Origin of the sequence: Paenibacillus sp. UNC451MF (genome assembly GCF_000686845.1) — a bacterium.
In the GTDB taxonomy this organism is placed as follows: domain Bacteria; phylum Bacillota; class Bacilli; order Paenibacillales; family NBRC-103111; genus Paenibacillus_S.
This window is the reverse complement of sequence record NZ_JMLS01000018.1, coordinates 115,931-139,248: the sequence shown is the minus strand read 5'-3', so window position 1 is coordinate 139,248 and position 23,318 is coordinate 115,931. Positions and strand designations below refer to the sequence as shown.

Below are 23,318 nucleotides of genomic sequence, written 5' to 3'. Positions count from 1 at the left end.
TATCCTTGCAATTAATACGCTCTACCAAATACTACGGTATGTTTAGCCGCTTCTCCACAAGCTATACACGTTGTCTTATGCTCACCCGGCTCAAACGGGATATTGCGGCTTGTAGCGCCTGTTTCTTCCTTAACCTGAGCTTCACATGCATCCGACCCGCACCATCCTGCAAGGGCAAAGCCGCGTTTTTGCTCTAGGAACGATTGGAATTCATCCAGACTATCAACCGAAGTGAAATTCTCGTCACGGAACTGCTTAGCTCTATCATACATTTGTTGATGAATTTCTGCCAGCATATTTTGCACTTCTTCGACAAAATGATCCTGCTGAACCACGCGTTTTTCCCCGGAAATTCGCGAAACAAGAACGACTTGTCCGTTTTCCATATCACGAGGTCCCAGTTCTACACGAATGGGTACGCCGCGCATTTCATATTCATTGAACTTCCAGCCTGGGCTTTGATCCGGACGATCATCCACTTTTACGCGAACGCCAGCTTGCTTCAGTTGAGCATATAATTCGTCCACACGTCCAACGACTTGCTCTCTCGTTTTAGGAGGGCCGATTGGAATCATAATAACCTGTGTAGGAGCAACTTTAGGAGGTAAAGCCAATCCTCTGTCGTCACCGTGCACCATAATCAAGGCTCCGATAAGACGTGTACTTACGCCCCACGAAGTCGTATGGCAAAATGTATGCTGATTTTCACGATCCAAGTATTTAATATCGAACGCCACTGCAAAGTTGGTACCCAAGTAGTGAGAGGTTCCGGCTTGAACTGCTTTGCCGTCCTTCATCATCGCTTCGATAGAATAGGTGTCCACAGCACCAGCAAACTTCTCCGACGGGGTCTTCTGCCCAACGATAACCGGAATAGCAAGGAAGTTCTCGGCAAAATCACGATACGTTTCAAGCATTTGCATCGTTTCGCGACGTGCATCCGCTTCGTCTTCATGTGCCGTGTGGCCTTCCTGCCACAAAAACTCACTTGTCCGTAGGAATGGCTGCGTCCGTTTCTCCCAACGAACAACGTTAGCCCATTGATTGATCAGCAGCGGAAGATCACGATAAGAGTTAATCCACTCCGAGTACATGTGACCAATCATAGTCTCCGATGTAGGACGGATGGCAAGACGCTCTTCGAGCTTTTCTCCGCCTGCCTCAGTTACCCACGGGAGTTCAGGATTAAAGCCCTCGACATGCTCTTTCTCTTTTTGAAAAAAGCTCTCTGGGATGAAAATAGGAAAATACGCATTGCGGTGACCTGTTTCTTTGAATCTGGCATCCAATTCGCGTTGGATATTCTCCCAGATTTCATAGCTATCCGGTTTAAATACAATACATCCACGAACAGGAGAGTAGCTCATTAAATCCGCTTTCTTGATGACATCGATGTACCATCTGGAGAAATCCTCGCTTTGAGGCGTGATCTCCTTTACAAACTGTTTATCTTTGGACATGTAGTGCTTCTCCTCCTAAAAACTTTCGATAGAAAGTTTGCATGCTGTGTAAACATAAACATAGCCCTGCATCAGCAAGGCTATGACTTGAGCATGAACTAGCCTTTTATTAGTCTTAAAATGTCGTTGTAGGTGACTGCAATCATGAGCAGCATCAGCATGGCAAACCCGACAAAATGCACAATGCTTTCTCTACTCGGGTCAACCGGCTTCCCACGCAGCGCTTCAAAGCCCAAGAATACCAATCGGCTTCCATCCAAAGCAGGGAAAGGCAGCAAGTTAAACATCCCGAGATATAGGCTCATAATGGCGGCCCAGAATGTATATTGAGGCAAACCTGCGCTTGCTTGTTCACTCGTGAATTCTACAATGCGGACCGGTCCGCCCAAATCATCCATTTTAACCTGCAAAGTAACAAGCTTGCCAAAGCTATCGAGTATAGAGACCGTTGCGGACGAGAGACTGCTCCACCCGTTACTAACTGCATCTGTAAACGAAGCTTCGCGGTTCTCAGAGATAAGGCTGACACCAACCAAGCCGCCGCCTTTATCTTCTGGAGTCACTTCTTTGCGGATCTGTTCCTTATTCCGCTCTACAATCCAAATCATCTGCTTGTTCACAGACTGCTTGATTAAAGAAGTTAATTTATTGCGATCTGATCCGATCGGCTCATTATTGACGGAAATAATAATATCATTCGCCATTAGTCCCGCTTTTTCCGCAGGTGAACCTGCAACGGTACTTTGAATTTTCACTTTGTCAGGCACCCCTGCCATAAAAGCAACAGTAACAAACAAAATGAACGCTAGAATGAAATTCATCATAGGACCAGCAAAAATTGACATTGCACGCTGTCCCACCGTTTTGCTTCCGAATTGGCGATCCCACGGAGCGATCTGTGTCTCTTTGTCTTTACTCACCATCATTGCTTGAGGATGCACGGAAAACTGTTTCATTTCTCCATCCAAATCCAGCTTAATAAACAGACGGCGTTCCAAGTCAATATCTTCGACGACACCGACAACGGAGTCAGAACGATCTTCAAAATCATTTAAATAAATGTGGGTCACTTGGTTACCGTTCAATGCCAAAGCGAGGCGTTGACCAGGATTAATCTGTACGATCTCAGGATCTTCCCCCGCCATTCGCACAAAACCGCCGATAGGCAGCAAACGCAGCGTATAGCGAGTCTCATCTTTTTTAAACGAAAGCAGCTTTGGTCCGAAACCGATGGCAAATTCCCTTACCAGGATGCCTGCCCTTTTGGCAAAATAAAAGTGTCCCCACTCATGTATCGTCACCAGAACAAAAAATAACAGAACAATTTGAAACGCAATTTGCAATGTAGCCAAATCGAACGTCCTCCCTTTAAGCATCGCGATTAGTCAAAGACCAGTTCCATGGTTAGGCTCATTCTTTTCATTAAGATTAACATTATTTGCGATATGAATACAAGCCGAGCCATGTTATGAACATATTATCTTGTCAATGAAATGATGCTAGGGAATTCACATTTCATTCATATTACCTTCCTATTCGTGCTGTCTGTCTAGCCCATGTGTCAGCGGCTGTGATTTGCTCCAGATTTGGAAGTGAGACGGTTTCGTGCTTTTCCAACACGTCTGCAATAATATCTTCAATTTGTAAAAATCCGATTTCACCTTTTAAAAACCGAGCAACGGCAACCTCGTTGGCTGCATTAAATACTGTAGTCGTCGTCCCTCCTGCTTTGCCGCTGTCAAACGCCATTTTAAGGCAAGGAAAACGTACGTAATCCATTTCGCGGAACGTTAACTTCCCTATAGCCGCCAAATCCAAAGGTTGTGTCGGTGTTTGCATCCGGGACGGATAGGTAAGGGCATATTGAATTGGAACCCGCATGTCTGGATTGCCTAATTGGGCAATAATGCTGTAATCGGCGAACTCGACATAGGAGTGAATGATGCTTTCCGGATGTACAAGAACTTCAATTTGCTCATACGGGAGCTCAAACAACCAATGTGCTTCAATAACTTCCAAGCCTTTATTGACCATTGTTGCAGAATCAATAGTGATTTTTGCGCCCATAGACCAGTTAGGGTGCTTTAACGCCTGTTCCACCGTTACATTCTTTAACTGATCGCGCGTAAAATCACGAAAGGAACCTCCTGAAGCCGTCAGCATAATTTTCCGAATGTCTTTCTTGGATTCACCGTTTAAGCATTGGAAAATAGCAGAATGCTCGCTATCAATCGGAATCAATTTAACATCATAACGTTTGGCTTCAGCCGTAACAAGATGTCCTGCGCTAACCAAGGTTTCTTTATTTGCTAGCCCGATATTTTTGCCAGCTTGGATAGCTGCAAGCGTAGGTTGAAGACCTTGGCTACCTACAACAGCAGTTACCACATCGGACGCATCGGTACCTGCAGCAATTTCCAAAAGTCCTTGATCCCCATAAAACACTTGGGTACCAGTCGGTATCCATAACTTTAATTCTTCGGCTAGCTCTTTGGTCGCTACCGATACCTTAGAGGGACGGAATTTGTTCGCTTGTTCCAATAACAGCTTCACGTTATGTCCGCCTGCCAAACCTACGACTTTAAACTGATCCGGGTAATGAGAGATAACGTCCAGCGTCTGTGTTCCAACCGAACCAGTGGAGCCAAGTATGGAAATGTGCTTCATGTTTCACCTCAAGCCATCGATTTATACAGGGGGAATTAATGACAGCAAATGAACAATCGGGAATACGATTAACCAACTGTCTACCCGATCCAGCACACCGCCATGTCCGGGCAATATAGCCCCCGTATCTTTAATACCTTTTACTCGTTTATATGCAGATTGAATTAAATCTCCCATCTGTCCGACTACCGCAATAATGATCCCAAGCAGCAGTGCTTGCTGCCATGACAGCAGTTCAGGCGATACCAATGAAAAACAAATGGCCACGATGATGGAAATAATGACGCCACCTATAGCCCCTTCAATGGATTTCTTAGGACTAATCGTCGGCCACAATGGATGCTTCCCAATAGCCGATCCAGTGAAATACGCTCCTGAATCCGTTCCCCAAATACAAAAAAAGACAAGAAGTGTCCAGAACATCCCATGATCCAAAGCACGAGTCTCAATCATATAATGGAAACCGATACCGACGTATACCATCCCTAGAAACATCATGACAACATGATCTATGGTTACTTTATTTTTCGAAACAACTGTAGCGCACAATAAAATAAACATAAATAACCATATCCAACGGTCCATGGAACCTACTGAAGAGAGTTCAAACGAATTCCAAGGTATCGTTAAGCAAGCTGTACCTATGTACCCGAAAAGAGCGGTTATTTTATACTTTGTGAGCCCGTTCATTCGCAAAAACTCATTAAAGCCGATCAGAGACAGAATGACAATCAATCCGGCAAACCAATATGTGCCTAGATACAACAGAATCATAAACCCTAATCCGGCGATGACTCCTGTAATGATTCGCTGTTTCAAATCCATTCCTCCAATAACTGCTACAATCCACCATATCGACGAGCCCGTCGTTGATACTCCTGAATCGCCTCATAAAAATGCTTCTCCGAAAATTCTGGCCAACACAAGTCCGTAAACCATAATTCCGAATAGGCTAACTGCCACATCATAAAATTACTGATACGAAGCTCACCACTCGTACGAATCAGCAGATCGGGATCTGGTAGAGGGTGGGTTAATAAATATTGACTAAAGACCGATTCATCCACTTCATTCAATGATATTTTCCCGGCTGCAACATCCTCAGTGAGCTTCTTGACGCCAGATAGCATTTCCTTTCGGCTACCATAATTCAATGCAAAATTTAGAATAAGGCCCGTATTATTTTTCGTTTGCTCAATCGCATTTTGAATGGACTCCAACGTATAGCTTGGCAGTCCCTCCTGCCATCCCGTCATCCGAATTTGCACGTTATTCGCGATCAGCTCATCAATTTCTTTTGGGAAAAATTCAAGAGGAAGCTTCATTAAATACTCGACTTCTTCTTTGGGTCTTTTCCAATTTTCCGTTGAAAAAGCATACAATGTTAGCACACTCACGCCGATTGAATTCGCTGCCATTGTAATTTTCTTTACATTTTTCATTCCTGAATGGTGCCCTGCTACGCGCGGCAAGCCCCGCTTCTGAGCCCATCGTCCATTGCCATCCATGATAACCGCAACATGGTTCGGAATATTATCGGCGTCGATACGTTCTGTCCACTCGTCATTCTGAGCCTTGCTTCCAAACCATTTTTTGAAAGGCATCATTTCTTTTTCCTCCAATAAGGAAAGTGTAAAAGCCCCCTCGAAAGGGGGTCTTCTATCATTATACTTCCATGATTTCTTTTTCTTTAGCAGCTAGTACTTTTTCGACTTCACCGATAAATTTATCCGTGAACTTCTGGATATCTTCTTGATGCTTACGCGACTCATCCTCGGAGATGCCTGCTTTCTCCAGCTTTTTAATATCGTCATTCGCATCACGGCGCACGTTACGAATAGCAACTTTTGCTTCTTCTCCGAATTTACGTGTCATTTTCACCAACTCGGAACGACGCTCTTCAGTTAGTGCAGGAATAACGATACGAATCATTGAACCGTCGTTAGAAGGAGTCAAGCCCAAGTCCGATTTCATGATTGCTTTCTCAATAGCGCTAACGGAGCTTTTATCCCATGGTTGAATCATAAGAGTACGGGAATCCGGTGTATTGATATTAGCTAATTGATTAACTGGCGTCATAGCCCCGTAGTATTCAACTTGAACACGATCCAGCAATGCGGGAGTTGCTCTGCCTGCTCTAAGGCTGGACAATTCTTTTTTTAATGAACCGATTGCTTTTTCCATGCGGTCTTCCGCACTCTTTTTAATGGATTGTGGCATAATCGTTAAACACTCCCTTTTACAATCGTACCTATTTTTTCTCCGAGAACAACCTTTTTAATGTTGCCGCTCTCGGTAATGGAAAACACGATTAACGGAATATTATTGTCCATGCAAAGTGATGAAGCCGTGGAATCCATTACACCCAAGTTATTGCTTAACACTTCCATATAGGTCAGTGTTTCGAATTTCTGTGCTGTTGCATCTTTAAATGGATCAGCAGAGTATACTCCGTCCACTTTATTTTTCGCCATTAAAATGACTTCCGCTTCAATCTCAGCCGCTCTTAAAGCTGCAGTCGTATCTGTAGAGAAATAAGGATTCCCTGTGCCGGCAGCAAATATAACAACACGGCCTTTTTCCAAATGACGAATCGCTCTTCTGCGAATATAAGGTTCTGCAACCTGCTGCATGGTAATGGATGTTTGCACGCGTGTCGGTACGTCGATCGTTTCCAATGCATCTTGTAAAGCCAAGGAATTCATAACCGTTGCCAGCATGCCCATGTAGTCCGCCGTAGCACGGTCAATCCCTTTGGCACTACCTGCGATTCCTCTCCAAATGTTTCCGCCACCTACAACAATAGCGACCTCCACATTTAGATCAACAACCTCTTTAACTTGCGCTGCGATCGAGGAAATCATATCGGAATCGATTCCGTATCCTTGCTGACCTGCCAGTGCTTCTCCGCTCAGTTTCAATATGACTCTCTTAAAGATTGGCTGTACCAAGCTTTACTACCCCCGTTCGTAAATCAGCTATCTTGCCTGTTTATGTTTAAAAAAGAAGGAACACTAAGTGTTCCCACGTTTTTCTTTTCCGTATTTATGTACGGTAAATGATAAATTTCCATTTTGGTGAAACCTTATCATTTACCGTAGATGAAATCCCAAAGCTATAAGCTAAGATACGTCGAATGAAGTATCTCGATTATTTTTTCACTTGAGCCATTACTTCTTCAGCAAAGTTCTCTTGTTTTTTCTCCAAGCCTTCGCCCAGTTCAAAACGAGCGAAACGACGGATCGTGATGTTCTCACCGATTGTTGATACTTTTTCGTTAACCAATTGGCTGATGGTTTTGTCTGGATCTTTAACGAAAGGCTGCTCCATCAAGCAGTACTCTTCGTAGTATTTGCCAAGACGGCCTTCTACCATTTTTTGAACGATGTTAGCTGGTTTGCCTTCGTTCAAAGCTTGTGCAGTCAAAATTTCACGCTCTTTATCCAAAGCATCTTGAGGAACTTCTTCACGACGAACATACAGCGGGCTCGAAGCTGCAATATGCATAGCAACGTCTCTAACAAATTCACGGAATTGATCTGTTTTACCAACGAAGTCTGTTTCACAGTTAACTTCTACCAATACGCCGATACGGCCGCCAGCGTGGATGTAGGATTCTACAGTGCCTTCAGTAGCGATACGACCTGCTTTGTTAGCCGCTGCGGACAAGCCTTTCTCACGAAGGATATCAGCTGCTTTGGACAAATCACCATTAGCCTCTTCCAACGCTTTTTTACAATCGAGCATTCCTGCTCCTGTTCTTTCACGCAATTCTTTTACCGATGCTGCATTAACCGCCATGATTTGGCCTCCTTATAATTTGTCTATGACCCTAAAAAAAGGGCGGTGAAAGGATTTTGCACCTTTGAACCACCCTTTCCTATTCAGCAATTAAGCTGTTGTTTGTTCACCTTGATGTGCTTCGATAACTGCATCAGCAATTTTAGCTGTCAACAATTTCACCGCACGGATTGCATCGTCGTTACCAGGGATAACATAATCGATTTCGTCCGGATCACAGTTAGTATCAACGATACCAACGATTGGGATACCCAATTTGCGAGCTTCTGCAACTGCAATGCGCTCTTTACGAGGGTCAATTACGAACAATGCGCTCGGAAGACCTTTCATATTCTTAATTCCACCAAGGAATTTTTCCAAACGGTCTTTTTCCTTGCGAAGAATAATAACTTCTTTCTTAGGCAGCACTTCGAATGTGCCATCTTCTTCCCACTTCTCAAGCTGTTTCAAGCGATCAATACGCTTTTGGATAGTTTGGAAGTTAGTCAGTGTACCACCCAACCAACGCTGGTTGATGTAGTACATACCGCAACGCTCAGCTTCTTCCGCAACGGAATCTTGAGCTTGCTTTTTGGTACCTACGAACAAAATCGTGCCGTTTTCGTCAGCAACGGATTTTACGAAGTTGTAAGCTTCTTCCACTTTCTTGACCGTTTTTTGCAGGTCGATAATATAAATTCCGTTTCTTTCAGTGAAGATGTAACGATCCATTTTTGGATTCCAACGACGGGTTTGATGACCGAAGTGTACCCCAGCTTCCAAAAGCTGCTTCATGGAGATTACTGCCATCTTCACACACCTCCTCTAAATTGGTTTTTTGGGTCTCCTCCGCAAGGTCGCATTTTCGACATAAAACTACCGGAATCGGCAGCACCATTACGCGAATTGACCTGCGTGCGTTTTAACACCGTCAATAAATATACCACAACTGATTATCGTATGCAACATCTTCTATTATTAGAACAAAAGCCTAACCTCAAACAAGGTTAGACTCTTATTGTGAAGTTAAATTTGTAAGCACTTGTGTCAGGTCTTGGGGGCCTTTAAATACATGAACTCCAGCTACAATCTTATCATTGAGCTGCTGTTTATACATAGCATCCTCAAACGTTTTACGATCCGCAATAACTCCGCTCTGCTGCAGTAAATCGGCTACATTGCCCGCTGTAAGGCCCTTAGATATAAAAATGTAGGTTTCCTTCATCGTTTCTTTAGATGTCTGCGCTGGAGCCGCCGTTGCTTGCTTATCCTGCTCTTCCTTCAACTTCTGCTGAACAAGAGCATCCGCTTGCGTCTGATTGTATAATTTTTGATCCAATTCGTTCACTTGATAGTACTTAGCCGCGGCTTCCTTCAGCTTCTGCTTATCCATCTCCTGCAGTTCCATGCCTTTAGCCATCTGCTCAGGTGATGCTGCAATATTCATTACTTGAAGCAATAGAGCGCCGGCTATCAATCCTGTACCCAGCCCAAGAAGCAATGATCTATTTTTGAGCATTCAACTGTTCCTCCTGCTTGGCTAATTGAAGGATCAGGTTGACCTCACCTTTGTTCATGTTCATTTTTTTGGCAATACTGTCAGTAGATTTACCTTGCTCGTAAAGCTCGAACAATTCAGCATATCTACTCCGGATATTCATTCCCGTTGCTTCTGGCTGTACTTCGTCATCAGTTGCTAGAGCATCCAATTCATCTGGTTGCACCATTACAACTTCGTTTCTACTGCTAACTCTCGAATCTATTTGTTGATCCAGCTTTTTTTGAAGCTCATCATAAGCCAGACCAAGCTTCATAAGCTCTTGATTAGAATGTGCGAATTGACTTTCCAACGTCTCCATTTTTGAGGACAGCTTGGCTTGATGAACTTCGTTATCCTTCTTAATGTCTGCCAGTTGCCGGATTAATGCCTCATTTTGTTCCTCTAACTCTCCTGCAAAATGCTCCATGGTTTGTTCAATTTCGTCTATGCCTGGAGCTGCCTTGGCTTTGGATGAGCTTGACTTTGGTACAAGCGTGGCATATACAATAAGAACTAGGCCCACCAGAACAATATATACCCAAGGTTGATACATACCAATCACCTTTTTCTGCTAGTCACGTTACATCTGAGCTGTTTATAGTGAATAATCGATGTGCTTTCCTTTAAAAGGGTGCTCGCTCTTCTCTGGATGAGTAGACGATGAACTAGCACTCTCTTTTTTTCTAGGAGACTTTTTATTTTGATGCTCTGATTTTTCCTTGTCTTTCTCAAAAAGGGTTGCTTTGTGGGGATTTTCGCTTTTCCCTGTTAAATGACGTTCTTTTTCCGTATGTTTCAACGCATCATCGGCAAGTAACGCTTGATCTTGGACTGGCTTTTGATTCAACTGGTTTTGTTTCAAACCGGCTTCATCATTCTTATGTAACACAAACTGCAGCTCTACGGGCCTCAAGCTCATCGCAATCCCTCCCTAGGCTTGTTCATTCATTATGTAATAGGAATCATGGCAATGTCTCCATTGGCTAATTGAAACTTCACATGGGACACATGATCTTTTATAAATTTGGTGTACCTGCCTATAACAATCTTAACTCCACTATATATAGTAGAAACAACTTCTACTTTAGCTTTATCGGAATCTTCAAGCGAGCGTTCTATTTCGAAAATACGTTCCTTGCAGCCTGCCTGTTCTTCCCCAATTTGCTTCTTTGTGTGGTTAAGTTTGATTCGCATAGCCACTTTATCCGGACTAAGCTGCCCCACTGCCGCTAATTGATCGAGCAATGCTAGCGCTTTCTCCGTTTTGTCAAAGTTCTCATTAACGGCCCTAAGCTGAACACGCAGCTGGACTAGCTCGTTACGCAGCTCAGGGAGTACTCCCACTTCAATTACGGTTGCAGTGGACATAGAATTACCAATCGTTCTGGCTACTACGTTCTCTCCCGATTGAATAATTCCGCCTACAATTAATCCTTTAGTTCCTTTTACAACTACATTTTTGGACGCTCGGATGTTAGAATGCATAATGCTTTGCGTAACAAAGATTTCCTCGGCTATTACTGTAGCATCTTGGATGAAAGAACTCTTAACCCTTTTTCCTGCACGAATTATAGCTTTATTATGACCGAGAATCCCCGCACTGATCTCAATAGATCCTTCCGCTTCAAGATCTGCGCCATCCACGCTGCCGGTAATCCGGATATCCCCTGATGCTTTAATTTTAAATCCACTGAGTACGTTACCACGAATGACGACGGAACCGACAAAGTCGATATTACCAACGTTGTAATCGACATCCCCATTGACTTCAAAAATAGGAAATACGTTAATTTTATCCCGCTCGGTTTTGACAATCATGCCATCGATTGCTGCGTATAATGCTTTTTGTTCAGGATCTGCTACAACGTTTTTACCAATTTTCAGACGGGCTTCCTTGCCTTCTTTTGCAGGAAGTACTTCACCGGTAACCGCTTTTCCTGGAGTTCCAGCGGTTGCCGGCATTTTCTGGGCAAGCAATTGCCCTTTACGGACATTGCTGATCGTTGTAATTTCTCTAAAATCAACTTTTCCGCTTTCTAGCTCAACCGGTTTTTTCGTTTCATTCGCAACTTCGTATGTAAGTTTGATATAACCGTCTTTCCCAGCAACAGGCGACGTTCCGCTCGCGACTAAAGTTTTGGCCTGAAAGTAAGCTTTTGGATTGCGGGCAATCGCGCTGAGCATATCTAAATCAATGCCGTGAACAATTTTATAGGAATTGAGCAACTCTTCCAACTGAGTTAATGACACATTGATACCTTCTTCATTGTGCTTAAATTGCAAATAAGCCTGCGCCTTATCATCCGACAATGAAATCTCGGCATAATAACTTAGCGGAATTGAAGATTCACTCATTATTCTCCCCCACTTTCTTTCCGATCAAGTTTCTTGAAATAACTGTGTCTTAAACCGGCCTAAAGAGCCGCGTAGACGAAGAATCGCTTTGGAATGAAGTTGTGAGATTCTTGATGGCGATAGACTCATGACCTCCGCTATTTCACTTAAAGATAGCTCCTCGTAATAAAATAGAGAGACGACTGTTCGTTCCTTATCCGTCAGACGCTCAATCGCTTTTGCCAATGTTTCTTTTAAGTAAAACTCATTGACCTTATACTCAGGGTTCTTGGCCTTCTCGTCAATCAATAGAGACAGCCGGGTCTCAGAATCTTCTTCACGTATGGGATCATCAATCGAGCAAACCGTTGTAATCGCAATTTCCTGAACCATTTGGTGAAATTCATTCTCGCTTACTTGCAGATAAGAGCTTATTTCTGCATCCGTAACTGAACGCAAATATTGCTGTTCTAGCATCTGATATGCTTCTTCAATTTTTTTGGACTTTTCTCTGATCGAACGAGGCACCCAGTCCCCTTGACGTAATCCATCAATGATAGCACCACGAATCCGCCAAGATGCATAGGTCTCAAACTGCAGTCCGCGTTCATAATCAAACTTCTCAATAGCATCGATAAGACCCATGACTCCGTAGCTAGCCAAATCGTCTTTCGATACATTTTTGGGCAGGCCGATAGACAGACGGTTCGATACATATTCGACCAGTGGCAAATAATTTTCAATCAGTGACTGTTTTGCTTCAATTACACCGAATTCCTTCCACTGTTTCCATACATCGATATTTTGTAAATGCGATTTTTGTTGAATCATAACCGGTTGTCACCACCCTTATTCTTCCGTCATACGACGTACCGCTTGTGCCATCTCTCCTGGTTCCATGCTGTTAGTCTTGCTGGACAGCTTCGGTGGATTCAACGGTGCAAAACCGGAATCCATCGCGGGTGCTTTAGGATCAAGCGAATCCTTTAACATTTGATGAATGGATGCCTCGTCATCTGGTGTCTGCACATCGAAAGCGGTACCTTTGCTTTCATCCTCTAAAGCAGTATTCTTCGGCTCAGTTTGTAACTGGTTTAGCCCTGCAATCGTGCCAAGAATCCACCGAAACAGAAAGACGAGAAAAAAAACAATGAAAAAACTGTATACACTCCTAAGCAAGCTCGTCATCCAAACATTTGTTGAGATAGAGCTTAGGAACGTTATAACTAATGAAATAAGACCAAGCATAACGTTCCATCGAATAGTTCCAATCATAAGCTAAAGCTCCTTTACTCCCTGTTGAACGCTTCTAATAAATAGAGTGCCTGTCTCACAGTCAAATTCAATCGTTCTGCCGTAGTTGCCACCCGTATCTTCAGCCTTCAAAGGTATTAAATACCGCTTTAACATTTCTTTGCAGGACTCCACGTTTCTCGGTCCGATCCTCATGGTGTCAGAGTTCCCACCAAATGCAAACATTTGGGAGCCTCCAGCCATTTTGGCTTCCATTCTTTTAATAGAAGCGCCTAAGCCCTCCATTCTCTGAATCATCTCAGGAACGGCCGTATCGGCATATTTCGCAATATTGAGCTTTCCTTCCCTCGCTATTTCCGAGGTCGGCAGCATCACATGCGCCATTCCGGCTACTTTTGCTTTAGCATCATATAGAGTAAGTCCTACGCAAGATCCTAAACCCGTCGTCTTCAACACTCCGGTCAAGTGAGTAACATTCAGGTCAGCCATGCCCACCTTGATGTAATTGTCCTGGATCATGGCGATTCTACTCCCAAAGCTTTAAAAATTTTATCGAATGATTCCGGATCAGGAATTAAAAAGAAATGACCCTTCACTTCCTCATTACCATCCAAAAACTTCGTATCAATTAATAATGCATGATCACCCATTTGACCGAATTGAAGGAGACCAAAGCTTAGGATTGCTCCTGCCATATCAATAGCTATAGAAGGAACCGTAGGTGACATAGCCAATTGCGTGAAATCTGCAAGTGAGGACAAATAGGACCCTGCTAAAATATTGCCAATCTCGCATAGAGCAGAAAGTTCCATCTCTGTATAATTTTCGTCATGAGTCGCCATAATTCCTACTAAACTGCGAAGTAATTTTTTTGCGGACTCCATCGTCATAATAAAAAACAGATTACCAGGTGTCTCCCCTTCTACACGAAGGAAAATAGCGATAACGACCTCTTCCGCACCGCCAACGCTGTCAGCGATTTCTTCGAATGCAACTACTCGCACTTTAGGTACAAGCATATCAACGGGCTTATCCAAAAGTTTGGATAAAGCCGTTGCCGCATGCCCCGCACCTATGTTGCCGACTTCTTTCAGAACATCCATTTGAAAATCTGCTAGTCGGTTGAATAATTCCACGTGATTACTCCTCTAGGCTTTCTAGTTGGATAATTTCACTCTTATTCAATACTTCTTGTAAATTTAATAGGATTAGCAACCTGTTATCACTCACCTTAGCAATTCCGTGTAAATATTTTGCTTTAATGCCGCCAACAATTTCTGGCGGATCATCAATATTATCTGTATCCACATCGATAACATCATTAGCCGAATCTACAATTAATCCGACTTCGATATCATTCACAGCGACAATGATAATCCGTGAGCTATCCGTAAATTCGCTTTCCTTGAATCCAAATCGTCCACGTAGATCGATAACTGGAGTCACAACACCTCGCAAGTTAATGACCCCTCTGACAAACTCAGGTGTCTTAGGCACCCTTGTCATTGGCTGCATCCGTTCAATCGTGCGTACCTTCTCTACTTCTACGCCATATTCCTCATGTGCCAGAGCAAAAACAATGACTTTGATTTCTTCTCCCATATTCCTTGCCTCCCTTAGAATGTGTATCGATTAGGAAACGCTATGACTAATTACTTAATTAATGCATTGGTATCGATGATAAGAGCTACTTGGCCGTCTCCTAATATCGTAGCGCCAGAAATAGCGAACAAGTTCGTTAAATATTTCCCAAGAGATTTCAAAACAATCTCCTGTTGTCCAATAAACTCGTCGACTACAAGAGCAGCAAGCTTCTCCCCTTTGCGGATGACAACGATTTGCGTCTCACCCTCAGTCGCTTCAACTGTATTCGGTACGTCGAATAGCTTACCAAGAGAAACTAATGGAATAACACTGTTGCGGTAATTAACCATTTTGTTGCCGTGCACGAAACGAATTTGATCCTGCTTAATAGCAGCCGTCTCAACAATTGAAGATAGCGGAATCGCATACTTCTCATTGCTCAGCCGGATTAGCATCGCCGAAATGATGGATAGAGTAAGCGGAAGCTGTACAGAGAACTTCGAGCCTTTTCCCCATTTCGATTCAACCTGTACTGTTCCTCCCAAGCTCTCAATCTTCGTTTTTACAACGTCCAATCCAACTCCACGACCAGAAATATCCGAAATTTTATCTGCAGTACTAAACCCGGATGCGAATAAAAGCATGTACACTTCTTCATCCGACATTTTAGCTGCTTGATCTTGTGGAATAACACCGTTTTTAACAGCAATGCTTAGCACTTTTTCACGATTAATTCCTCGACCATCATCCTCAATCTCTATAAAGACATGGTTTCCGCTATGGAAAGCTCGCAAATGGATCGTTCCTGTTTCCGACTTCCCAGCACTGGTACGATCACTTATTGGCTCAACGCCGTGGTCTACAGAGTTTCTAAGCAAATGCACCAGTGGGTCACCGATTTCATCAATAACGGTACGATCCAATTCGGTGTCTGCTCCCGTAATGATCAGATCCACCTTTTTATTCAGCGTTTTGGCTACGTCACGAATCATACGTGGGAATCGGTTAAATACCGTATCAATAGGAACCATTCGAAGCTTCAATACAATATTTTGCAAGTCGCTGCTAACACGACTCATGTGCTCAACGGTTTCAGTTAAGTCGCTTCTTTTCACTTCACTGGCCAACTGCTCCAAACGAACGCGATCGATCAGCAATTCACTGAATAAATTCATCAATGCATCCAAACGCTCAATATCAACCCGAATCGTCCGATTCGCAACAGGTGCGTTGGCAGCTGCTGCTGGCTTTTTGGCTTCCGTATTCGCTGATGCAGGTGGATGTGCCACCGGTTCAGCTACCGCAGCCGCAACTTCCAACTGTGCTTGCTGCACAGGCGGCTTCATTAGTTCATCCAGCTTAGCTTGATCCAACAAAGTGACGGTTGCCTTCTCAATTTCTGAAACACTGGCCACTTGCTTTTCCAAACTATCCTTATCGATGTGAGAAATGAAGAATACAGAGAAATGATTATCAAACCGTTCCTGCTCGATGTCTTCAACCGAAGGAGAACATTTGATGACCTCTCCGTTTTGCTCTAAAATGTTAAAAACCATATAAGCTCTCGCTGCTTTAAGGACGCAGTCTTCACGAACCCCTACTTCAACGAGGCAGACCGACAAACCGGCTTCTATCGATTGTTGAATAATGGATAGTTGGAATTCATCCAATGCCGCTTCTTGCGATGACTCCTGCTTAACTGCTCCAGTAGTTGAAGCTGCTCCGGCTTTTAAATAATCACCACTAACGATAGATTTCAGTGAAGCTACAATCTCTTGAACATCCAGCTTACCGGTTCCGCCTTGAATAATATCCTCTACCATGGCCTCCAATGCATCCAAGCTCTTGAAGGTACAATCGAAAATAAACGAGTCCATTTTCAACTTATGATTACGAACCAAGTCTAGTACGTTTTCCATTTCATGAGTCAAGGACGCTAAATCCTCAAATCCCATGGTTGCCGACATACCCTTAAGCGTATGCGCCGAGCGAAAGATATGATGTACTATGCTTACATCCTCGGGGCTGTTTTCCAAGCTTAGCAAATTGTCGTTCATCGCCTGCAGATGTTCTCTGGATTCATCAATAAACATCGATAAGTATTGATTTAATTCCATAACCACACACCTCCGTCAATTTAATCCAACCCTATATGTACACCCAAAGAACAAGGACTAATGAATCACAGCCTGTGTTAACTGTTGGGCTATTTCCTGTTGAGGTAATATATGTGTAACGCATTGAAGCTCTACCGCAGCCCTAGGCATACCATAGACAATGCAAGTGTCTTCTGACTCAGCAATCGTGGTTACGGCTCCTGCCTGTTTTAATGAAAGCATTCCTTTGGCACCGTCAGAACCCATTCCTGTCATCAAAACAATGTGACGCTTTAATTCCTTCAACGGTAAAAGAGATTCAAATAATACATCAACCGAAGGTCGATGTCCGTTTCTCGGATCTTCCTTGCTCAAATAAATTTTGTACATCCCTGGACCATTCCGGGCAACCATCATATGAAAACCACCCGGTGCGATGTAAGCACATCCGTTATTTAAAACCATGCCATTCTCTGCTTCCACTACATGCAGCTCGGATACCGAATCCAGCCTTTGAGCCAACGATTTCGTAAAATTAGGAGGCATATGCTGAACAATAACAATAGGAGCGGGAAAGTCAGCCGGGATATTGGAGATGACCTGATGAAGAGCACGAGGCCCTCCGGTTGAAGTCCCAATTGCAACTAACTGCTGTACTTGTGTAGCTGAAGCCGAGTTCGTTTTGGATGGATTCGAAATCTCGGAAGCCGCAGCCAACTCCTTCTTCGTTATGATCTCTTTAGCCATCTTAAGTCTATCGAAAATTGTGTTTCTTAATGGATTAGCTGTAAACTTGGCAGCGTTTGTTTTCACAGCAATATGAAGTTTTTCAAGTAACGAAACTTTAACCTTATGAAGGTCTAACGAAATGGAACCTGAAGGCTTTCCTACAAAATCGACTGCACCTCTCTCTAGTGCAATGATCGTTTCTCTAGCACCTTCTTGAGTTAGGCTGCTTAGCATGATTACTGGAGTCGGATGCTCCGTCATAATTTTCTTCAATGCGTCTAGCCCGTTCATCACTGGCATTTCAATATCCATAGTGACGGCATCGGGTTTTAACGTTTTGACCATTTCTACAGCTTCCATGCCGTTCTTGGCTGTTGCTACGACCCGGAACTGAGGATCCTCAGAGATCAGATCAGTGATGATCTTCCTCATAAAAATCGAATCATCGACAACTAGTACGTTATAGGTTCTCATACGAAGTCTCTCCCCCCACAGGTTGTCTGATTTGTTAGTAAGAGGCTGCTAATGTCTCAAATATTTCATCATTTTAGACATGAAATTTTTCACTGCACCCTCAGGCTGCTCCGACTGTGACTGTCTAGAAATAAAATCGTCAGCCAATCTGCTTATCGATTGTGAGGCAGGACAGGAAGGATATTGAACTGTAAAAGGAACTTGCTTTTTGACTGCTTTGGATACATTGCTGTCGTCATAAACAAAGCCTAAGGTTGGTATATCCAGCTTCAGAAATTGTTTTGCAACCATGCTGATTTTATCCGCCGTTTGTCTTCCTTCCTTCCAATCGGTCACACGGTTCACAACCAATTTAAAACGAATCGACTCTTCCATTGAACTTATCATTTTAATAATTGCATAAGCATCCGTAATGGATGTGGGTTCAGGAGTCGTTACAACAATCGTCTCTTCCGCTGATAAAATGAACTTCAATGTTTCCTTAGATAAGCCGGCGCCCGTATCGAAAATAATGAAATCAACTGTTCCGTTTAATTGCTGCACCTGATCAGCAAAATAGTCGAGCTGCTCCTCCGTTAACCGGATCAAATCTTGGAAACCAGAGCCTCCAGCAATAAATTGCAATCCATTAGGACCTTGCTGGATGATCTCCCAAATCGTTTTTTCTTTTTTCAAGAGATGATAAAGGCTGTATTTGGCTGTGACCCCCATCAGAACATCTATATTGGCTAACCCGATGTCAGCGTCAAAAACAAGAACCTTGAATCCTTTTTTCTGTAAAGTTAATGCAAAATTCAGTGTAAAGTTGGATTTGCCTACCCCACCCTTACCGCTAGTCACTGTAAGGATTCGTGTCCTGGTTGACTCACGCTGCCTCTGCTGATGTTGATTCAGGATTAGATTTCGCAGCCCTTGAGCCTGATCATTCATCCTGCTCAACCCCCAGTATCAGGTCAATGATCTGCTGTTCACCTAATTCCGTTATGTCTTCGGGAACGCTTTGGCCATGTGTGACATATGACGTCTGCAGCTGAAAATCATTCGCCAAATTAATAATGGAACCATAAGTATCCGTCTCGTCCATTTTCGTAAACAATACTTTATCTAACTTGAACTTCGTAAAGTTCTCGGCGATAGCTTTCATGTCTTTATACTTGGTCGTCAAGCTCAGCACTAGAAATGTTTCATTCTTCCCTTCCGATTGAAGTAGGGCGTTCAGCTCGGAAACATACATTTCATTGCGAAAATTGCGTCCCGCAGTATCCATGAAAATAATGTCGCGATCTTTCATTTGTTCAAAAGCTCTCGGTAAATCCTGTGGTGAAAAGACAACCTCTAATGGAACATTGAGAATCGTCCCATAAGTTTTCAATTGCTCTACAGCAGCTATTCGATACGTGTCGGAAGTAATAAATCCAACTTTCCGATGATATTTCAGCACTTGCTCTGCAGCCAGCTTAGCAATGGTCGTTGTCTTGCCTACACCCGTAGGACCTACAAAATGAGCTACTTTCGTATCATGATCCAAGCGTTTGTTCGTTCCCGTTACAAACAACTCATTCAGTTGTCTTTCCAAAGAAAGCCGTGCGTGTTTTTCCGTAAGGGGAATGCCTCCCGCTTCAGCCTCTTCCGCTGCTTTTGCTATAAGACGATCTACAATTTCTGGATCCACTTCCTGATCCAGCAGGCGCTGCTGCAGTCGTTCTAAGATAGGATCCATAGGTACGGCAGGATGACCTTGTACGGATAACTGATGCATGAACTGCTTCATCTGCTTTATTTCCTGAAGCAGCAAGTCATCTCTGGACTGCGAACTAGCCGCTTGAACTGGCTTTATTACCGAAGGCTGAGGTACTTGTTTAGGCTCTGGAGCAGCCTCAGGATCAAGAACATCAGGTACATCCGGAAAAGCTAAGTTTGATTTATCCTCTGATAAGTTACTCTTTTTCATTGAGGTCGGTCTGGTATACGTTATAACCTCTGAAACTTTATTTGCTACCGGCTTTGAGAGTGGTACGATTGTGTCACCGGAATCTTTGTTAATCGTCGGCGATGCCGCAGCTGCCGCCGAATCTGTGGCAGCTATCACTTCAATTTTTTTCTTTGCGAACATGCCTAGAAATCCGCCGGAGCGAATTTCTTTGGTGTTCAATATGACAGCATCCTTACCAAGGTCAGATCGAATTTTTTGCAAAGCATCCGGCATGGAATCAACGACATAACGCTTCACTCTCATAGATTAACGACCCCCATGCTTTGAATTTCTACGTTGGGTTCTAGCTCACTGTATGACAAAACAGGGATATCTTGCATGGTTCTTTCAAGCAGCTGTCTCAGATACATCCGAATCGTTGGTGAAGTCAGGACGATAGGCTGTTGACCGGATTGAATGAGTCTCGTCACTTGGTCCGTAATGCGTTGGTAAATCATTTGTGTTGAAGAAGGATCTAACGCCAAGTAACTGCCTTGATCAGATTGCTGGACGGACTCGGCAATTTTCTTCTCTAATGAAGGCCCAACAGTGATTACCTTCAATGAATCACTACCTGTTGCGAACTGCTGAGTAATTTGCCGTGACAACGATTGTCTAACATATTCGGTCAAGATTTCCGGATCTTTCGTGTATGTACCATAGTCAGCCAATGTTTCCATGATAGTGACCAGATCACGGATGGAAATCTTCTCACGCAGCAGCTTGACCAGCACCTTCTGCACATCGCCAATCGACAAAACGCTCGGAATCAAGTCGTCCACGAGAGCCGGATAGCTTTCTCTGACATTTTCGATAAGCGATTTCGTCTCTTGACGACCCAACAGCTCGTGAGCATGTTTCTTAATCACTTCCGTCAGATGGGTCGCAACAACCGAAGGAGGATCAACAACTGTGTAACCCGAAAGCTCTGCGCGCTCCTTCATCACTTCATCAATCCATAACGCCGGTAAACCGAAAGCCGGTTCCAACGTATCGATACCTGTGATGGAGTCATCATCAATTCCTGGACTCATAGCCAAGTAATGATTTAACAGCAGCTCACCTCGAGCAACCGTGTTCCCTTTAATTTTGATTACGTATTCGTTAGGCTTTAATTGGATGTTATCCCGTATACGAATGACTGGAACGACAAGTCCCAATTCAAGAGCACACTGACGACGGATCAGGATGATACGGTCAAGCAGGTCCCCACCTTGCTGTGTATCTGCTAAAGGAATTAATCCATAACCAAACTCAAATTCGATAGGATCAACCTGGAGCAGACTGATAACACTTTCGGGACTGCGAACTTCTTCGATCTGCTGTTCCTCTTCTAATTGATCCTCCTGAGCTTGCTTAAGCACAAGATTACGCTGCATTTTGGTAGCTGCATAGGCTAGAAGCGCCGCGATTGGTAATGTTGTCCATAAGTGAATCGGTGTAAAGATACCAAGTAAAGTAATGGTTCCTGCAACAATATAGAGCAGTTTAGGGTACGATAAAATTTGAGATGTCAGATCATGAGCAAGGTTCCCCTCCGAGGAAGCCCTGGTTACTATCAAGCCTGCCGCGGTAGAAATTAACAATGCAGGGATTTGACTGACCAAACCGTCACCGATTGTTAGAATCGAATAAATGGACCCTGCTTCCTTAATGTCCATTCCTTTCATAGTCATCCCAATGATGAGGCCACCCAAAATGTTAATGATCAGGATGATAATCCCTGCGATAGCATCCCCCTTAACGAATTTACTGGCACCATCCATAGCTCCGTAAAAATCCGCTTCTCGGGAGATCTTCTCACGACGTTCTTTTGCTTGCTGTTCGTTAATTAAGCCGGCATTCAAGTCGGCATCAATACTCATTTGCTTACCAGGCATAGCATCCAAGGTAAATCGAGCAGCTACCTCGGCAACGCGCTCAGAACCTTTGGTAATAACGATAAATTGAACGAGCACAAGGATAATAAATACAACGAAGCCTACAACTATGTTCCCTTGGGCAACGAAAGAACCAAAGGTTTTGACCACATTACCGGCCTCGGCGTTTGCAAGAATATTGCGGGTTGTCGAGACGTTGAGCGCTAATCGGAACAGCGTGGTAATGAGTAATAAAGAGGGAAAAATGGAAAACTGCAGCGCATCCTGCGTATTCATTCCTACGAGGATAATCATTAGCGCAATCGAAATGTTAATGATTAGCAGGACATCTAACAACCATATGGGTACAGGTACAACCATCATTAGTATGATACCGATGATGCCAATCAACACGACTAAGTCTTTCATTTTCATTGCAGATGTCCTCCTTTCCTCCATTAATTAGCCTTACCTCTAACCTTGTATACATATGCTAATACTTCGGCCACAGCCTGGAATAGATCCGCTGGAATGCTTTCTCCAATTTCTACCTGAGCATACAGCGCCCGGGCCAAAGGCTTATTTTCCATCGTTATAATCTGGTGTTCCTTTGCAACTTGTTTTATTTTCAAAGCGATATAATCCGTTCCTTTCGCTATTACGGTAGGTGCTTGCATGTTCTTGGCATCGTAGCGCAGTGCTACGGCAAAGTGTGTCGGGTTCGTAATAATAACATCAGCTTTGGGTACATCCTGCATCATCCGCTGTAAAGCCATTCTTCTTTGTTTTTCACGAATCTTCCCTTTAATTAAAGGGTCGCCCTCTGTCTTCTTATATTCATCTTTGATGTCCTGCTTGGACATGCGAATGCTCTTTTCAAATTCATACTTTTGATACATGTAGTCGAGCAGCGCCAGAACGATGAGCACAAGCCCAATTTTAATTCCCAATTTCAATGTGATGGACGAAGTAAACAATACTACATTTTCCAAAGGCAATCTTGCCAAATCCATCAGTTGGCTTTTCTCAGACCATAACGATGAATATACGATGTAACCGATGATCGACATCTTCAAGATCGATTTAACAAAGTCAACCAAAGCTCGAATCGCAAATAATCTCTTTGCTCCTTCAATGGGATTGATTTTATTAAATTTCATCATCAAAGGCTCGCCTGTTAATAGAAAACCGATTTGTAGGTAGTTACTAAAAATCGCAGTGACCACAGTGACCAACATGATTGGGGTTATGATCAGCATGCTCTGCATAAACAATTGCTTGAACAGCACCCAAATATTTTCCATCGTAATGTCCCATGTCAAGTAATCATAGAAGATGGATCGAAATACATGTACAAGCTGTTCTTTCATATAACCGCCGAATATGTAAAACGAAAGAAAGGCAAAAAACAAGATAAATGCAGCAGGTAATTCCATGCTCTTGGCTACTTGCCCTTTTTGCTTGGATTCCTGCCGCTTCTTCGGGGTGGCCGGTTCCGTTTTTTCTTGGGAAAACAATTGTAAATCCAGCTTCAAACGAAAGGTTTCCAAGTCGTTCCAGTCCTCCCAT

24 protein-coding genes are annotated in these 23,318 nt (G+C 43.4%); all 24 read right to left on the bottom strand.

Going from position 1 to position 23,318, the window contains the following annotated elements:
• Positions 1–11: 11 nt before the first annotated feature.
• Positions 12–1,460 (bottom strand): proline--tRNA ligase, encoded by a 1,449-nt coding sequence (gene proS, locus BP97_RS0118645; protein ID WP_028550462.1) that lies wholly within the window; start codon positions 1,458–1,460, stop codon positions 12–14.
• Between the two features lie 98 nt (positions 1,461–1,558).
• Positions 1,559–2,812 (bottom strand): RIP metalloprotease RseP, encoded by a 1,254-nt coding sequence (rseP, locus tag BP97_RS0118640; protein WP_028550461.1) that lies wholly within the window; start codon positions 2,810–2,812, stop codon positions 1,559–1,561.
• 172 nt (positions 2,813–2,984) lie between these two features.
• Complete coding sequence (locus BP97_RS0118635) at positions 2,985–4,127, bottom strand: 1-deoxy-D-xylulose-5-phosphate reductoisomerase (RefSeq protein ID WP_028550460.1); 1,143 nt, start codon at positions 4,125–4,127, stop codon at positions 2,985–2,987.
• A gap of 21 nt (positions 4,128–4,148) precedes the next feature.
• Positions 4,149–4,946 carry a phosphatidate cytidylyltransferase gene (locus tag BP97_RS0118630; protein WP_028550459.1) on the bottom strand — a complete coding sequence of 266 codons (798 nt, stop codon included), beginning with the start codon at positions 4,944–4,946 and terminating at the stop codon, positions 4,149–4,151.
• A 20-nt stretch (positions 4,947–4,966) separates the two neighbouring features.
• On the bottom strand, positions 4,967–5,734 hold the full coding sequence (locus BP97_RS0118625) for an isoprenyl transferase (RefSeq protein WP_028550458.1): 768 nt from the start codon (positions 5,732–5,734) through the stop codon (positions 4,967–4,969).
• A gap of 58 nt (positions 5,735–5,792) precedes the next feature.
• Complete coding sequence (gene frr / locus BP97_RS0118620; RefSeq protein WP_028550457.1) at positions 5,793–6,347, bottom strand: ribosome recycling factor; 555 nt, start codon at positions 6,345–6,347, stop codon at positions 5,793–5,795.
• A 5-nt stretch (positions 6,348–6,352) separates the two neighbouring features.
• The gene (pyrH, locus tag BP97_RS0118615) at positions 6,353–7,078 is read right to left on the bottom strand and encodes a UMP kinase (RefSeq protein ID WP_028550456.1); all 726 of its coding nucleotides are present in this window, start codon (positions 7,076–7,078) and stop codon (positions 6,353–6,355) included.
• 199 nt (positions 7,079–7,277) lie between these two features.
• Positions 7,278–7,928 carry a translation elongation factor Ts gene (gene tsf, locus BP97_RS0118610; protein ID WP_028550455.1) on the bottom strand — a complete coding sequence of 217 codons (651 nt, stop codon included), beginning with the start codon at positions 7,926–7,928 and terminating at the stop codon, positions 7,278–7,280.
• 90 nt (positions 7,929–8,018) lie between these two features.
• A complete protein-coding gene (rpsB, locus tag BP97_RS0118605; protein WP_028550454.1) occupies positions 8,019–8,717 on the bottom strand; it encodes a 30S ribosomal protein S2 in 699 nt (232 codons plus the stop codon).
• A gap of 205 nt (positions 8,718–8,922) precedes the next feature.
• Positions 8,923–9,426, bottom strand: a complete 504-nt coding sequence (locus BP97_RS0118600) for a hypothetical protein (RefSeq protein ID WP_028550453.1) — start codon at positions 9,424–9,426, stop codon at positions 8,923–8,925.
• Complete coding sequence (locus tag BP97_RS0118595; protein WP_028550452.1) at positions 9,413–10,000, bottom strand: DUF6115 domain-containing protein; 588 nt, start codon at positions 9,998–10,000, stop codon at positions 9,413–9,415. Before BP97_RS0118595 ends, BP97_RS0118600 begins: the two co-directional genes overlap by 14 nt.
• A gap of 42 nt (positions 10,001–10,042) precedes the next feature.
• Positions 10,043–10,366, bottom strand: coding sequence for a hypothetical protein (locus BP97_RS0118590; RefSeq protein WP_028550451.1), 324 nt, complete (start codon positions 10,364–10,366; stop codon positions 10,043–10,045).
• A gap of 29 nt (positions 10,367–10,395) precedes the next feature.
• On the bottom strand, positions 10,396–11,802 hold the full coding sequence (locus BP97_RS0118585; protein ID WP_036746152.1) for a DUF342 domain-containing protein: 1,407 nt from the start codon (positions 11,800–11,802) through the stop codon (positions 10,396–10,398).
• 24 nt (positions 11,803–11,826) lie between these two features.
• Positions 11,827–12,612, bottom strand: coding sequence for a FliA/WhiG family RNA polymerase sigma factor (locus BP97_RS0118580; protein WP_028550449.1), 786 nt, complete (start codon positions 12,610–12,612; stop codon positions 11,827–11,829).
• Between the two features lie 18 nt (positions 12,613–12,630).
• On the bottom strand, positions 12,631–13,056 hold the full coding sequence (locus BP97_RS0118575; RefSeq protein WP_028550448.1) for a hypothetical protein: 426 nt from the start codon (positions 13,054–13,056) through the stop codon (positions 12,631–12,633).
• Positions 13,057–13,059: 3 nt separating this feature from the next.
• The gene (locus BP97_RS0118570; protein ID WP_028550447.1) at positions 13,060–13,554 is read right to left on the bottom strand and encodes a chemotaxis protein CheD; all 495 of its coding nucleotides are present in this window, start codon (positions 13,552–13,554) and stop codon (positions 13,060–13,062) included.
• The gene (locus BP97_RS0118565; RefSeq protein WP_028550446.1) at positions 13,551–14,171 is read right to left on the bottom strand and encodes a chemotaxis protein CheC; all 621 of its coding nucleotides are present in this window, start codon (positions 14,169–14,171) and stop codon (positions 13,551–13,553) included. Before BP97_RS0118565 ends, BP97_RS0118570 begins: the two co-directional genes overlap by 4 nt.
• A 4-nt stretch (positions 14,172–14,175) precedes the next feature.
• Positions 14,176–14,637: a chemotaxis protein CheW gene (locus tag BP97_RS0118560; protein ID WP_028550445.1), complete on the bottom strand. Its 462-nt coding sequence runs from the start codon at positions 14,635–14,637 to the stop codon at positions 14,176–14,178.
• Between the two features lie 50 nt (positions 14,638–14,687).
• A complete protein-coding gene (locus BP97_RS0118555; RefSeq protein WP_028550444.1) occupies positions 14,688–16,736 on the bottom strand; it encodes a chemotaxis protein CheA in 2,049 nt (682 codons plus the stop codon).
• 57 nt (positions 16,737–16,793) lie between these two features.
• Positions 16,794–17,918, bottom strand: coding sequence for a protein-glutamate methylesterase/protein-glutamine glutaminase (locus BP97_RS0118550; protein ID WP_028550443.1), 1,125 nt, complete (start codon positions 17,916–17,918; stop codon positions 16,794–16,796).
• Between the two features lie 48 nt (positions 17,919–17,966).
• On the bottom strand, positions 17,967–18,848 hold the full coding sequence (locus BP97_RS0118545; protein WP_028550442.1) for a MinD/ParA family protein: 882 nt from the start codon (positions 18,846–18,848) through the stop codon (positions 17,967–17,969).
• On the bottom strand, positions 18,841–20,154 hold the full coding sequence (flhF, locus tag BP97_RS0118540; RefSeq protein ID WP_028550441.1) for a flagellar biosynthesis GTPase FlhF: 1,314 nt from the start codon (positions 20,152–20,154) through the stop codon (positions 18,841–18,843). The genes BP97_RS0118545 and flhF overlap by 8 nt, the downstream gene beginning before the upstream one ends.
• Positions 20,151–22,184, bottom strand: coding sequence for a flagellar biosynthesis protein FlhA (flhA, locus tag BP97_RS0118535; RefSeq protein WP_028550440.1), 2,034 nt, complete (start codon positions 22,182–22,184; stop codon positions 20,151–20,153). The genes flhF and flhA overlap by 4 nt, the downstream gene beginning before the upstream one ends.
• Before the next feature lie 23 nt (positions 22,185–22,207).
• Positions 22,208–23,299 (bottom strand): flagellar biosynthesis protein FlhB, encoded by a 1,092-nt coding sequence (gene flhB / locus BP97_RS0118530; RefSeq protein WP_028550439.1) that lies wholly within the window; start codon positions 23,297–23,299, stop codon positions 22,208–22,210.
• Positions 23,300–23,318: the final 19 nt, after the last annotated feature.

What these genes read in the sequence shown, in the direction of transcription:
- BP97_RS0118585 (WP_036746152.1), bottom strand. Translation starts at nt 11,802, where the DNA reads ATGAGTGAATCTTCAATTCCGCTAAGTTATTATGCCGAGATTTCATTG.
- BP97_RS0118580 (WP_028550449.1), bottom strand. Translation starts at nt 12,612, where the DNA reads ATGATTCAACAAAAATCGCATTTACAAAATATCGATGTATGGAAACAG.
- flhA (WP_028550440.1), bottom strand. Translation starts at nt 22,184, where the DNA reads ATGAAAATGAAAGACTTAGTCGTGTTGATTGGCATCATCGGTATCATA.
- BP97_RS0118635 (WP_028550460.1), bottom strand. Translation starts at nt 4,127, where the DNA reads ATGAAGCACATTTCCATACTTGGCTCCACTGGTTCGGTTGGAACACAG.
- flhF (WP_028550441.1), bottom strand. Translation starts at nt 20,154, where the DNA reads ATGAGAGTGAAGCGTTATGTCGTTGATTCCATGCCGGATGCTTTGCAA.
- BP97_RS0118590 (WP_028550451.1), bottom strand. Translation starts at nt 10,366, where the DNA reads ATGAGCTTGAGGCCCGTAGAGCTGCAGTTTGTGTTACATAAGAATGAT.
- BP97_RS0118550 (WP_028550443.1), bottom strand. Translation starts at nt 17,918, where the DNA reads ATGAGAACCTATAACGTACTAGTTGTCGATGATTCGATTTTTATGAGG.
- BP97_RS0118560 (WP_028550445.1), bottom strand. Translation starts at nt 14,637, where the DNA reads ATGGGAGAAGAAATCAAAGTCATTGTTTTTGCTCTGGCACATGAGGAA.
- BP97_RS0118545 (WP_028550442.1), bottom strand. Translation starts at nt 18,848, where the DNA reads ATGAATGATCAGGCTCAAGGGCTGCGAAATCTAATCCTGAATCAACAT.
- BP97_RS0118600 (WP_028550453.1), bottom strand. Translation starts at nt 9,426, where the DNA reads ATGCTCAAAAATAGATCATTGCTTCTTGGGCTGGGTACAGGATTGATA.
- tsf (WP_028550455.1), bottom strand. Translation starts at nt 7,928, where the DNA reads ATGGCGGTTAATGCAGCATCGGTAAAAGAATTGCGTGAAAGAACAGGA.
- BP97_RS0118570 (WP_028550447.1), bottom strand. Translation starts at nt 13,554, where the DNA reads ATGATCCAGGACAATTACATCAAGGTGGGCATGGCTGACCTGAATGTT.
- frr (WP_028550457.1), bottom strand. Translation starts at nt 6,347, where the DNA reads ATGCCACAATCCATTAAAAAGAGTGCGGAAGACCGCATGGAAAAAGCA.
- proS (WP_028550462.1), bottom strand. Translation starts at nt 1,460, where the DNA reads ATGTCCAAAGATAAACAGTTTGTAAAGGAGATCACGCCTCAAAGCGAG.
- rpsB (WP_028550454.1), bottom strand. Translation starts at nt 8,717, where the DNA reads ATGGCAGTAATCTCCATGAAGCAGCTTTTGGAAGCTGGGGTACACTTC.
- BP97_RS0118555 (WP_028550444.1), bottom strand. Translation starts at nt 16,736, where the DNA reads ATGGAATTAAATCAATACTTATCGATGTTTATTGATGAATCCAGAGAA.
- BP97_RS0118575 (WP_028550448.1), bottom strand. Translation starts at nt 13,056, where the DNA reads ATGATTGGAACTATTCGATGGAACGTTATGCTTGGTCTTATTTCATTA.
- BP97_RS0118625 (WP_028550458.1), bottom strand. Translation starts at nt 5,734, where the DNA reads ATGATGCCTTTCAAAAAATGGTTTGGAAGCAAGGCTCAGAATGACGAG.
- BP97_RS0118595 (WP_028550452.1), bottom strand. Translation starts at nt 10,000, where the DNA reads ATGTATCAACCTTGGGTATATATTGTTCTGGTGGGCCTAGTTCTTATT.